The sequence below is a fragment of the Mycobacterium asiaticum DSM 44297 genome, assembly GCF_000613245.1.
In the GTDB taxonomy this organism is placed as follows: Bacteria; Actinomycetota; Actinomycetes; order Mycobacteriales; family Mycobacteriaceae; genus Mycobacterium; species Mycobacterium asiaticum.
Map to the genome: position 1 here is coordinate 210614 of NZ_HG964937.1, position 12309 is coordinate 222922.

8 protein-coding genes and 1 pseudogene are annotated in these 12309 nt (G+C 65.6%); 5 read left to right on the forward strand and 4 right to left on the reverse strand.

Annotated elements, in window-relative coordinates:
• Positions 1-6 precede the first annotated feature (6 nt).
• On the reverse strand, positions 7-1908 hold the full coding sequence (locus tag BN972_RS11495) for an ABC transporter ATP-binding protein (protein ID WP_036357743.1): 1902 nt from the start codon (positions 1906-1908) through the stop codon (positions 7-9).
• Positions 1905-3644: an ABC transporter ATP-binding protein gene (locus BN972_RS11500; protein ID WP_036357746.1), complete on the reverse strand. Its 1740-nt coding sequence runs from the start codon at positions 3642-3644 to the stop codon at positions 1905-1907. Before BN972_RS11500 ends, BN972_RS11495 begins: the two co-directional genes overlap by 4 nt.
• Positions 3645-3846: 202 nt before the next feature.
• On the opposite strand from BN972_RS11500, the gene BN972_RS11505 reads away from it, so the two are divergent.
• The gene (locus tag BN972_RS11505; RefSeq protein ID WP_390176205.1) at positions 3847-4377 is read left to right on the forward strand and encodes a DUF3558 domain-containing protein; all 531 of its coding nucleotides are present in this window, start codon (positions 3847-3849) and stop codon (positions 4375-4377) included.
• Positions 4378-4388: 11 nt separating this feature from the next.
• Positions 4389-4922, forward strand: coding sequence for a DUF3558 domain-containing protein (locus BN972_RS11510; RefSeq protein ID WP_051545376.1), 534 nt, complete (start codon positions 4389-4391; stop codon positions 4920-4922).
• 27 nt (positions 4923-4949) lie between these two features.
• On the opposite strand, the gene BN972_RS11515 is transcribed toward BN972_RS11510, so the two are convergent.
• A complete protein-coding gene (locus BN972_RS11515; protein ID WP_036357752.1) occupies positions 4950-5456 on the reverse strand; it encodes a SixA phosphatase family protein in 507 nt (168 codons plus the stop codon).
• Positions 5457-5614: 158 nt separating this feature from the next.
• Positions 5615-6655, reverse strand: a complete 1041-nt coding sequence (locus tag BN972_RS31010) for a PE family protein (RefSeq protein ID WP_080696930.1) — start codon at positions 6653-6655, stop codon at positions 5615-5617.
• A 218-nt stretch (positions 6656-6873) separates the two neighbouring features.
• On the opposite strand from BN972_RS31010, the pseudogene BN972_RS11525 reads away from it, so the two are divergent.
• From BN972_RS11525 to BN972_RS11535, 3 genes and pseudogenes are all read left to right on the forward strand, one after another.
• Positions 6874-8027, forward strand: a pseudogene (locus tag BN972_RS11525) (metallophosphoesterase family protein).
• Positions 8024-10645: an AAA family ATPase gene (locus BN972_RS11530; protein WP_036357755.1), complete on the forward strand. Its 2622-nt coding sequence runs from the start codon at positions 8024-8026 to the stop codon at positions 10643-10645. The pseudogene BN972_RS11525 and the gene BN972_RS11530 overlap by 4 nt, the downstream one beginning before the upstream one ends.
• A 55-nt stretch (positions 10646-10700) precedes the next feature.
• Positions 10701-12287 (forward strand): GMC family oxidoreductase, encoded by a 1587-nt coding sequence (locus BN972_RS11535; protein WP_036357758.1) that lies wholly within the window; start codon positions 10701-10703, stop codon positions 12285-12287.
• The last annotated feature ends 22 nt before the right edge of the window (positions 12288-12309 follow it).

Sequence of the window (12309 nt, forward strand, 5' to 3'; positions counted from 1 at the left end):
GTCGAATCAGGCGCGCGTCATTTCGTAGTACGTGCCGCGCCGGGCGATCAATTCGGCGTGGCTGCCCTGCTCGACGACCCGGCCGGCATCCACCACGACGATCCGGTCGGCGTCACGGATGGTCGAAAGACGGTGGGCGATAATGAAACTCGTCCTATCACGGCGAAGTTCTCGGGTCGCCCGGGCGATCAGTAACTCGGTGCGGGTATCGACCGAGCTGGTCGCCTCGTCCAGGATCAGCAGCTGGGGCCGAGCCAGGAACGCCCGAGCGATCGTGATCAACTGCTTTTCCCCGACGCTGATGTTGCCGCCATCGCCGCTGACCCGGGTCCGATAGCCGGCGGGCAGGCTGTGCACGAACCGGTCGACATAGGCCGCCTTCGCCGCCGCGACGATCTCGTCCGCGGTGGCTTCGGGCCGTCCATAGGCGATGTTCTCCTCAATCGTGCCGTCGAACAACCAGGTGTCCTGCAGCACCATGCCGATCCGCGATCGCAACGCCTGCCGATCCAGCGTGGCGATGTCGACGCCGTCGAGGAGGATGCGGCCGGAGTCGACCTCGTAGAACCGCATCAGCAGATTGACCAGCGTGGTTTTCCCGGCGCCGGTCGGCCCTACGATCGCCACCGTGCTGCCGGGTTCGGCCACCAGGGACAGGTCGTGGATCACCGGGAGGCCCGGTTGGTAGCCGAAGCCGACATGATCGAACTCGACCCGGCCGGATCCCGTCTCGGCCGGGGTCGAGCGTTGTTCGGAGGCCTCCTCGGGCTCGTCGAGCAGGTCGAAGACACGCTCGGCGCTGGCCACGCCGGACTGCAGGGTGTTGTACATCCCGGCGATTTGGCCCACCGGAGTGTTGAACTGCCGGACGTACTGGATGAACGCCTGAATGCTGCCGAGGGTGATCTGCCCCGTCGCGACCTGCAGGCCACCCACTACGGCGACTCCGACATAGCCGAGGTTTCCGATGAACCCCGTCGCTGGTGCCACCAGGCCGGAGAAGAACTGGGCGCCGAAACTGGCCCGGTAGACGTCGCCGTTGAGCTTGCGGAACTGTTCGCGCGCGGCGGCCTGGTGGCCGAACGTCTTGACCACCGTGAAGCCGCTGTAAGTCTCTTCGATATGGGCGTTGAGGCGCCCGGTGCTGGTCCAGTGCGCCACAAACAGCCGCTGCGAACGCCGGGTGATCGCTCGTGTGACCAACAGTGACAGCGGCACGGTCAGCACCGTGATCAGGGCCAGCAGCGGCGAGATCCACACCATCATCGCCAGTACCCCCACCACCGTCAGGATCGACGTGACCATCTGGCTGATCGTCATCGACAGCGACGCCTGCATGTTGTCGATGTCGTTGGTGACCCGGCTGAGCAGTTCACCCCGCGGCTGTCGATCGAAATACGACAGCGGCAGGCGGTGCACTTTGTCCTCCACATCGGCCCGCAACCTGGTGATGGTCCGCTGCACCGTGACGTTCAAAAGCCGGGCTTGCGACCAAAGCAACAGAGCGGCAAGCACATACAAACCGAGCGCCAGTGCCAATGTGCCCAACACCGCACCGAAGTCCACGCCTTCGCCCGGCACCACGTGCATCCCGGACAGCAGGTCCGCGAAGGTGTTGTCGCCGCGGTCCCTTGCGGCCGCGACGGCCTGTGCTTTGGTGATGCCGGCCGGCAATTGTCGTCCCATCACGCCGTTGAACAGCAGATCCGTTGCGTGGCCCAGGATTCGAGGGACGACGACGCCGATCCCGGTGCCGGCGATGCCCAGCGCGATCACCCCGAGGCTCAGCCGACGGTGTGGGGCCAGCCGGCGTATCAGCCGCGCTGCCGATCCCCGGAAATCGCGTGAGCGCATATTGGGCGGCGCCGGCGCGGCCCCGCGCGGCCGGGCGTTCATCGGCGCGGTCATTGCGCACCGCCGAGGACGGTGTTCACCGACTGCGAGGCGGCGAACTCGGCATAAATGGGGCAGTCGACTAGTAGTGACTGGTGGCTGCCGCACCCGACGATTCTCCCGTCATCCACGACGATTACCGTATCCGCCTGGGCTGCAGTCGAAATGCGTTGCGTGACAATGACTGTAGCTGCGTCGGCGGCTTCCTCTCGCAGCGCGCGGCGCACCCGCGCCTCGGTGTGCACGTCGAGCGCGGAAAACGCGTCGTCGAACAAGTAGATGGCGGGGCGGCGGATCACCGCCCGCGCGATCGCCAGCCGTTGACGCTGCCCGCCGGAGAAGTTGATCCCGCCCTGAGCGACGCGCATCTGCAACCCGTGCGGGCGCACGAAATCCTCCGCCCCGGCGACACGCAATGCATCCCACATCTGCTCATCGGTGGCGTCGGCGGCGCCATAGCGCAGGTTGTCCGCGACGGTGCCGCTGAACAGGTAGCCGCGCTGGGGTACCAGGCCGATCGCCGACCAGAGCCGCTCGGTGTCGTAGTCGCGGACATCGACGCCGTCGACGGTCACGCTGCCGTCGCTGACGTCGTAGAGCCGGCAGATCAGCGACACCAGCGTCGACTTGCCCGACCCGGTGCTGCCAACGACCGCGGTGCTGGTCCCCGGCCGCGCGGTGAACGAAATATCCTGCAGCACAGGGAAGTCCGCGCCGGGGTAGGTGAACGTGACGCCGTCCAGCCGCACCACCCCCGTGATTCCCCGCTGGGGGAAGTCGGGCTGCTGGGGACTCTGGACGGCAGGTTTGGTGGACAGCACCTCAGTGATGCGTTCGGCACACACCGACGCGCGGGGCAGTACCACCAACGTCATCGTTGCCATCAGCACGGCCATCAGGATCTGGGCGAAGTAGGCGAGAAAGGCGATCAGCGACCCGACCTGCATCTGGCCACGGTCGATGCGCAGCCCACCGAACCAGATCAGGGCGACGCTGGACACGTTGATGGTCAGGGTGGTGACCGGAAGCATCAGCGCCTGCCAGTTGCCGGCGCTCAGCGCGGCGTTCGACAGCGCGTAGTTGGCCTTCGCGAACTTGTCCCTTTCGAAGTTCTCGCGGGTGAATGCCCGAACTACCCGGACACCGGAGAGTTGGTCGCGCAACACCCGGTTGATGCCGTCGATCAGGCGCTGCATGCTGCGGAACAGCGGCAGCATGTGCGAGATGATCCAGAAGTTGGCGACCGCCATGACGGGCACGCTGACCAGCAGCAGCCATGTCAGCGCGGCCTCCTGGTGGATGGCCATGACGACGCCGCCGACGCACATGATCGGCGCTGTCACCAACACGGTGGCCGTCATCTGCACCAGGAACACAATCTGCCGGACGTCGTTGGTGCTGCGAGTCAACAACGTCGCCGCTCCGAAGCGGGCGGTCTCCCGTTCGGAGAAGGTGATGACGTGTTCGAACATCGCCGCCCGCAGGTCGCGGCCGAAGCCCGTCCCGGTGCGGGAGCCCAGATAGGTGGCGCCGACGGCGCACAGCGCCTGCAGGCCGGTGACTACCAGCATCACGCCGCCCAACCGCACGATGGCCGCGGTGTTGCCCTGCGAGACGCCGTCGTCGATGATCGCGGCGTTGACCGTGGGCAGATACAGCGAGGCCAGGGTGCTGATCGACTGCAGCACCATCAGCGCGGCTACCAGCCGGCGGTATGGCCGGATGTACTGGCGCAGCAGTGCCAGGAGCATTGGGTAACTGTCGCATACCGGGCCGGTGGTAGCCCGCAGTACCGACGAGCCTGGCCGGTGCGGCGCGGGTTGCTGAAATGCCTGATCAGGTGGCGTGTCGGTGGTTGACCCGTGGGGCTGCCGCTACAGTGCATCGTGTGGGAGCAGCAGCAGCCTCAGGAATGGCCAGGTAGTGGTGCGGCGTAATTTGACGACGGTCCCGATGGCTTTACTGGTCTTGGTGGCTATTCTTCTCGGACTTTCCGGGTGTTCGAGTTCCGGTGACAGCAAGCCGGGCGCGACGGTTCCCTCGACGCCGGGCAACGCCGAAGGCAAACACGGCCCATTCTTCCCGCAGTGCGGCGGCGTGACCGACGAGGCGGTGACGCAGCTGACCAAGATCACCGGACTGGTCAACACAGCCAAGAACTCCGTGGGTTGCCAGTGGCTGGCCGGTGGCGGTATCTCGGGGCCACACTTCTCCTTCTCCTGGTACCGCGGCAGCCCGATCGGTCGCGAGCGGAAGACCGAGGAGTTGTCGCGCGCCAGCGTCGAAGACATCAACATCAACGGGCACGGCGGGTTCATCGCGGTGGGCAACGAGCCCAGCCTGGGTGACTCGCTGTGCGAAGTGGGCATCCAGTTCCAGGACGACTTCATCGAGTGGTCGGTGAGCTTCAGCCAGAAGCCCTTCCCGCCACCGTGCGATATCGCCAAGGAATTGACCCGGCAATCGATTGCGAATTCGAAATGAGCCGCCGGAGTATGCGAGTCGTGGTCGCGGTGCTGGTCGCCGTGCTGATGGTGCTGACAGGTTGCTCGCGCTCGGTCGGCGGCACGCCGGTCAAGGCGGGCGGGGCCGGTGTGCCGCGCAACGACAATTCCGAGCGCCAGTACCCGAACCTCCTCAAGGAGTGCGAGGTCCTGACCACTGACATCCTGGCCAAGACGGTGGGTGCCGATCCACTGGACATTCAGAGCACGTTCGTGGGAGCCATCTGCCGGTGGCAGGCGGCCAACCCCGCCGGCCTGATCGACATCACCCGGTTCTGGTTCGAGCAGGGCAGCCTGAGTAACGAACGCAAGGTGGCCGAGGGCCTGAAGTATCAGATCGAGACGCGTTCCATCCAGGGCATCGACTCGATCGTGATGCGGCCGAATGATCCCAACGGGTCGTGTGGTGTCGCCAGCGATGCGGCAGGGGTGGTGGGCTGGTGGATCAACCCGCAGGCGCCTGGCATTGATGCGTGCGGGCAGGCGATCAAGCTGATGGAACTGACGCTGGCCACGAACGCCTAGCGGGGGATCGGGTTTCGCCGATCACGCCTAGCGCGGCACGTGGAAGTCGACCAGCGCCGCGCCGCCGGGCGCCAGCTGTGACCAGCGGCCGGGGACGCTGAGCACGGCAATGCCTGAGGTGGGGTATTTCTCCGCGATGTCTTCCGCGGCAGCGGTGCTGCTGCTGTCCTCATCAGCAAGCATGAGCGCCAACGAGGACGTCGTAGGTTCGTGGCCGACGACGAGCAGGGTGCTCACCTCGTCATCGAAGGTGTTGATCTGTTCGATGACGACACCGGGTGTGGCGCCGTAAAGCTGCACGGCGTAGCGCACGGGCGCGTCGATTCCGGTGGACGCCAGGGTTTCCCGGGCCCGGGTAGCCGTGGAGCAGAGCACCGCGTCGATGGCGGGCAGATTGGCGCGTAGCCAGTCGCCGGCCAGCGCGGCCTCTCGGGTGCCCCGTGGCGCCAACGGTCGATCGTGGTCGGACACCCCGCTGGGGTAGGCCGATTTCGCGTGCCGCATCAAGACAAGGTTGAGGTGCCGCTCGTCCATCGGACAAACGTTAGCTAGTGCCGATCCGGCGCCGCTACGGCCCCATGGTCGTCTTCGGAGTACGGGTAGTGACGTGCATGGCTGAGTCCAGGGCTTCCTGGAATCACCACGGTCGACACCGGCAAGCCATTGCGCCGACCAGCTGCCCGCTCAATTGATCAGAAATACATCCTGTTTTGTCTGAAGAATTCTTGTCGGGCTTCTTCAATAACTCCCTGGGCTTGTTTAAAGGCTTGTTCTGCTAGTCGTCTTGATGCTTCTTCTGTTTGTCTCAGGGACTCTTGCGCTGCTTCCGCAATCACTCGATTGGCGTCCTTGACCACTTCCCTTAAAAGTGATGCATCTGCAAATAGGTTCCTGGATAGCAGTTCGGTGGTCTTATTGATCTGGCTGATAACTTGGCCTTGGACGTCGGTTTCGATTTGGTAGATCTCGTTGCCGACCTTCGTAAAGTAGCTTTGGGCGAGCCCCTCGCCGCGGGCAAACACCTGGACCTCTGGTCCCACGAGGCTTCTCAGATATTGCGGGTCAAAGTCGATGGTAAAGTCTCGCCGCCAGGGGACTTCACTGAGCCAACGCGGATCTTCGAACCTTTCAATGAATCGCTCGGCCGAATAGAGGCCCGCAAATTTGCCTCCGGAAACAAGAAAGTCCTTCCCGTCGGTAAAGACCTTAATGCCGTCCTTTGCGGCGAGCTGCAGACCGCTAGTTAATATCTGGCGAGTCTGCCTCGCTGTATTCGCCAGATCATTTCCTACGCGCTGCAACCACAGGTTCCGGTCTACTTGTGCGCCTGCAGCTCTGCCAAGGAATTCAGCTAGCTTTTCGAAGACCGTCCATATCCCACCTTCCGCCGCGGGTGCCGCTGCTGCGGCGCCAAGTGCTGCGGACTGATCGCCAAGGATCAACCCCAGCACGTTGGCGGCTTCAGCCTCGACGTAGGAGGCCGCGCCGCCCGTCAAGGCCGCTACGAACTGGTCGTAAAGGGCCCCAACTCGGGCGCTGATCGCCTGGAATTGCTGACCATGGCTGCCGAAGAGCGCCGCAATCGCTGTGGATACCTCGTCTTGGGCAGCGGCCACCACGCTGGTCGTTGAGGTTGCCGCCGCCGCCCGGGCCGCGCTGATCGTCGAGCCGAGATTCGTCAAGTCCGAAGCAGCAGCCATCACAGCTACCGGCCCCACGGTCACGTTCGACACCGATACCTCCAACAGCTGAGCCACATCGACAGCTGTCGCCCCCCGAATCGGCGACAGGGCGATGGTAACCGCCGGTGGCGGCGAGTGTGGGACGAATCAACCCGCCAAAATCGAGCCCGACAAGCCAGACCTGCCGACCGAGGTCCCAGGACTTGTCGGGACCCCCACTTACACTCCCGATGCAATGACAACCACGCTGACGAAAGGGGGTTCGCGCCATGCGATTCCTGCACACTGCCGACTGGCAACTGGGCATGACCCGACACTTCCTTGCCGGCGAGGCGCAGCCGCGCTATTCGGCCGCGCGTCGTGACGCGGTGGCCGGCCTGGGTGCGCTGGCCGCCGAAGTGGGCGCGGAGTTCGTCGTTGTCGCAGGTGACGTCTTCGAGCACAACCAGCTTGCACCGCAGGTCATCGGCCAGTCTCTGGAAGCCATGCGCGCCATCGGAATTCCGGTGTACCTCTTGCCGGGCAACCACGACCCGCTGGACGCGGCATCGGTCTACACAAATCCGTTGTTCACCGCCGAATGCCCCGACAATGTCGTCGTGCTTGACGCCGCGGGTGTGCACGAGGTCCGCCCCGGCGTGGAAATCGTCGCGGCGCCTTGGCGGTCGAAGTCACCCACCACCGACCTGGTCGCCGAGGTGCTCGACGGCCTGTCTGCCGGCGGCGCCACCCGGGTGCTGGTGGCGCACGGGGGCGTCGACGTGCTCGACCCGGATCGGGATAAGCCTTCGTTGATCCGGCTTGGTAAGGTGGAGAAAGCATTGTCTGACAGTGCAATTCACTACGCTGCCCTCGGAGACAAGCATTCCCGTACCCAGGTCGGCGACACCGGGCGTGTCTGGTACTCGGGCTCGCCGGAGGTCACCAATTACGACGACGTCGAGGCAGATCCGGGCCATGTCCTCATCGTCGACATCGACGAGGACGATCCGAATCGGGCGGTCACCGTGCAAGCCCGGCGAGTTGGGCGGTGGCGCTTTGTCACGCTGCACTTTGACGTTGACACCAGCCGCTGCGTTGCCGATCTGGACCTGAACCTGGATCTGCTGCCCGATAAGGACCGAACGGTCGTACGCCTGGCACTCAAGGGCTCGTTGACGGTCACCGACCGCGCGGCATTGGATACCTGCCTGGACCGGTATACCAGGTTGTTCGCGTCATTGCGGCTGTGGGACAGCCATTCCGAACTGACGGTGGTGCCCGGTGACGGTGAATTCGACGGCCTCGGTATCGGTGGGTTCGCGGTCGCGGCGGTCGACGAGCTGGTTGCCGCGGCACGCGCGGGGGGACGCCGAAGCAGCCGCCGACGCCCAGGGGGGCCTTGGCGCTACTACTTCGTCTGGCGGATCGGGGCGCGGCATGAGGTTGCACCGGTTGGTTCTCACCAACTATCGAGGCATCACACACCGGGAGATCGAGTTCCCCGACCACGGCGTGGTGGTGGTCTGCGGCGCCAATGAAATCGGCAAGTCGTCGATGATCGAAGCGCTCGACCTCCTGCTGGAATCCAAGGACCGCTCGACCAAAAAGGATGTGAAGCAGGTCAAGCCGACCAACGCCGACGTCGGTTCCGAAGTGACCGCCGAAATCAGTAGCGGCCCTTATCGTTTCCTTTACCGCAAAAGGTTTCACAAGAAGTGTGAGACGGAGTTGACGGTGCTGGCGCCGCACCGCAAACAGCTCACCGGCGACGAGGCGCATGAACGGGTCCGCGCGATGCTGGCCGAGACCGTCGATATCGATCTTTGGCGTGCCCAGCGCGTACTGCAGGCCGCGTCCACCGCCGCAGTGGATTTGTCCGGTTGCGATGCATTGTCCCGGGCGCTAGACGTGGCCGCCGGCGATGAAGCGGCCCTGTCGGGTAACGAGCCGCTGCTGATCGAGCGTATCGACACCGAGTTCGCCCGCTACTTCACTCCGACCGGTCGTCCGACCGGTGAATGGGCCGCCGCCGTCAAGCGGCTGGAGGAGGCCACAGCGGCGGTGTCGGAGTGCACCAAGGCAATGGCAGAGGTCGACGACCGGGTGCATTGCCAGGCCGAATTGACCAGGCAGGCGGCCGAACTGGCGCAGCAATGCCGCGCCGCGGAGCCCCGGCTGACGGCCGCGCAGGCCGCCGCCGACCGCATAGCGGCACTGGCCGGCGAGGTGCATGAGGTCACCTTGATCGCCGCCGCCGCCGTCGCGACCAGTGCCGCCTCGACCACGAAGCACAACGCGCGGCTTGAATTGATCAGCGAAATTGATTCGTGCGCAACGGCTATCACAGCTCTCGTGACGCAATCTGAGGAAGCGGCCGCGCTTGCGGCGGCGGCGGCTCGCGAGGCCCAGGCGTGTGACGCCGCGCTCACCGGCGCCGTCGAGGCCCTGGCCGCAGCGCAGCACCGTACCGAAGCCGCGCGCCGGGACATGGATCGGGTCGCCGCGCGCGAGGAGGCCGACCGGTTGAGAGCCCGGCTGGCCAAGATCGACGACATCGAGAACAAGCGCGTTGAGGCGGACAAGGAGTTGTCCGCCATCATGTTGACGCCGGAGGTGCTGCGCCGCATCGAACACGCCGCGGCTACCGCCGATCGCGTCGCCGCTCAACTGGAACTGATCTCCGCAACAGTCGAGTTCACCGCCGCGGCCGATATCGAGCTTGCTGTCGATTGTCGGCGAGTGGCGCTGGCGACCGGGGAAAGTTTGTCGATCACCGCCACCGGTCCCACCGATGTCGAGGTCACCGGAGTGCTCACCGCGCGGGTCACCCCCGGCGCCACCGCACTCGATGTTCGAGCGAAACACCAAGCCGCACAGCAGGATCTGGCCGATGCGTTAACAGCCGGTGGTGTCGCCGACCTGGCGACGGCCCGATCGGTCGACGAACGGCGGCGCGAGCTGGAGCGCAACCGCGACCAGTTGGCCGCGACCCTGGTCGGGTTGTGCGGTGATGAAGACGCCGAACAGCTGCGGGTGAGGCTCGCGCAGCTGCATGCCGAGCATCCGGCGGGCGCCGATCCGGTCGCCGCCGATGCCGCCGCCGCCCGCGCACAGCGGGACGAGGCCGAGGCGGCCCGGGCGGCCGCGCAAGCCGAGTGTGATGCCAGCCGCCAACGCGCCGCGGCCACCGCCCAGCAGCTCGCCGAAATGACAACCCGTGCAACCGTTCTGCAGAACGAGGTGATGACGCAACGCGCTGCACTCGACGCGGCGGTCACCCGGTTGGCCCAAGAGCGGTCAACCGTCAGCGACGACGACCTGGCGGCAACCGCCGAAAACGACCGTCAGGCGGCGCAGAGCGCTGAGCGACGCAGGGACGAGCTCAGGCAGTCCCTGGCCGCCGCCGCGCCGGACGCGGCAGCCGTCGAGCTCGCCGAAGCGGAAATAGAGGTCACGGCCCTGCGCGACCGCCACGCGCAGACCCTCGACGCGTTGCGGCAGGTGAGCATCGAGCTCGCAGTGCTGCGCGGCGAAGGACGAAAGGGAAAGCTCGACGCCGCCGAGATCGAACTCGAACACGCCACTAGCGAGCACGCCCGGGTCGGCAGCCGCGCCAGGTCTGCCCACCTACTGCGGACCGTGATGGGCCGACACCGCGATACCACCCGCCTTCGGTACGTCGAGCCCTACCGCGCAGAGCTCGAGCGGCTAGGCCGGCCGGTGTTCGGCCCCACCTTCGAAATCGAAGTCGACAGTGATCTGTGCATCCTCAGCCGCACGCTGGACGGCGTCACCGTGCCCTACGAATCGTTGTCGGGCGGGGCCAAAGAACAACTTGGAATCCTGGCGCGGTTGGCGTGCGCGGCCCTGGTTGCCAAGGAAGACACCGTCCCGGTCGTGGTCGACGATGCGCTGGGCTTCACCGACCCGGACCGGTTGGCCAAGATGGGCCAGGTATTCGACACCGTAGGCAGCCACGGTCAGGTTCTCGTGCTCACCTGCAATCCGCACCGGTACGACGGCGTCACGGGAGCGCATCGCATCGATCTCAGCGCGTAGTGCTTCCGCGCCGGCAGGCATACACTCGGCCCACAGCCCAAACCGGGGATAGGTCATGGATACTCAGCGCGACTACGTAGTGGTCGGTACCGGCTCGGCCGGTGCTGTCGTGATCAATCGGCTCAGCGCCGATCCGGCCACCGAGGTAGCGGCACTGGAAGCCGGCCCAGGGGACACCAACAGATTTATCGGCATTCCGGCGGCCTTCTCCAAGTTGTTTCGCACCGAAGTCGACTGGGATTACCTGACCGAGCCGCAACCCGAACTCGACGGTCGCCAGATCTACTGGCCCAGGGGCAAAGTGCTGGGCGGCTGTTCGTCAATGAACGCGATGATGTGGGTCCGCGGATTCGCCGCCGACTACGACGAATGGGCCAAGCGGGCGGGACCGGAATGGTCCGCCGCCGAAGCCCTCGAATATTACCGTCGCATCGAGAACGTCAGCGCGGCATGGCACTTCGTCAGCGGTGATGACAGCGGCGTCACCGGTCCGATGCACATTTCCCGTCAGCGCAGTCCGCGCCCGCTGACCGCCGCCTGGCTGGCCGCCACACGTGAATGCGGGTATCCGGCCGCCCAACCCAATTCGCCTGTGCCGGAGGGGTTCTGCGAAACCGTCGTCACCCAGCGCCGGGGTGCCCGCTACAGCACTGCAGACGCGTATCTGAAGCCCGCGATGAGCCGGCAGAACCTCACCCTGCTCACCGAGGCGACGGCGACACGGGTCGTCTTCGACGGCACCCGAGCGGTCGGCGTCGAGTACGAGCGCGCTGGTCACACATCGGTGGTGTACGCGCGCCGCGAGGTGGTGCTGTGCGGCGGCGCGGTCAACAGCCCGCAACTGCTCATGCTGTCGGGAATCGGCGACCGCGAACACCTGGCCGAGCATGGCATCGAAATCGTCCACCACGCGCCGGAGGTGGGACAGAACCTGCTCGATCACCTGGTAACACCCCTGGGTTTCGACGTCGATGACGACAGCCTGTTCGGCGCCGAAAAAGCCAAACAACTCCTCAGCTATCTGCTGCGGCGGCGCGGCATGCTCACCTCCAACGTGGGCGAGGCGTACGGATTCGTCCGCAGCCGGGCTGATCTCGAGCTGCCCGACCTTGAATTGATCTTTGCGCCGGCACCGTTCTACGACGAGGCCCTGATCCCCGCCGCCGGCCACGGGGTGGTGTTCGGGCCCATCCTGGTTGCGCCGGAAAGCCGCGGACAGATCACGCTTCGCTCCGCCGATCCGCACGACAAGCCGATCATCGATCCGCGCTATCTGTCCGATCCTGGCGGCTTGGACCGTGCCGCGATGATGGCCGGACTGCATATGTGCGCCGAGATCGCCAAGGCCCCCTCGCTGCGGGACGTGCTGGGGCAGGTGGTGCGACCGCGCGACAGCACCGAACTCGACGAAGCCACGCTCGACCTGGCCCTTCGAGCGTCCTCGCACACCCTGTACCACCCGCTCGGCACCTGCCGGATGGGCAACGACGAGGCGAGTGTGGTGGATCCGCAGTTGCGGGTGCGCGGCGTCGACGGGCTGCGCGTCGCCGATGCCTCGGTGATGCCGAGCACGGTCCGCGGGCACACCCACGCTCCCTCGGTCTTGATCGGAGAGAAGGCCGCCGACTTGATCCGCGGTTGACCATCGGCAGAATGGCACCCAT

Excerpts from the sequence above, each read along its gene's own strand:
- BN972_RS11495 (WP_036357743.1), bottom strand. The coding sequence starts at position 1,908 with ATGACCGCGCCGATGAACGCCCGGCCGCGCGGGGCCGCGCCGGCGCCG.
- BN972_RS11500 (WP_036357746.1), bottom strand. The coding sequence starts at position 3,644 with ATGCTCCTGGCACTGCTGCGCCAGTACATCCGGCCATACCGCCGGCTG.
- BN972_RS11505 (WP_390176205.1), top strand. The coding sequence starts at position 3,847 with ATGGCTTTACTGGTCTTGGTGGCTATTCTTCTCGGACTTTCCGGGTGT.
- BN972_RS11510 (WP_051545376.1), top strand. The coding sequence starts at position 4,389 with ATGCGAGTCGTGGTCGCGGTGCTGGTCGCCGTGCTGATGGTGCTGACA.
- BN972_RS11515 (WP_036357752.1), bottom strand. The coding sequence starts at position 5,456 with ATGGACGAGCGGCACCTCAACCTTGTCTTGATGCGGCACGCGAAATCG.
- BN972_RS11530 (WP_036357755.1), top strand. The coding sequence starts at position 8,024 with ATGAGGTTGCACCGGTTGGTTCTCACCAACTATCGAGGCATCACACAC.
- BN972_RS11535 (WP_036357758.1), top strand. The coding sequence starts at position 10,701 with ATGGATACTCAGCGCGACTACGTAGTGGTCGGTACCGGCTCGGCCGGT.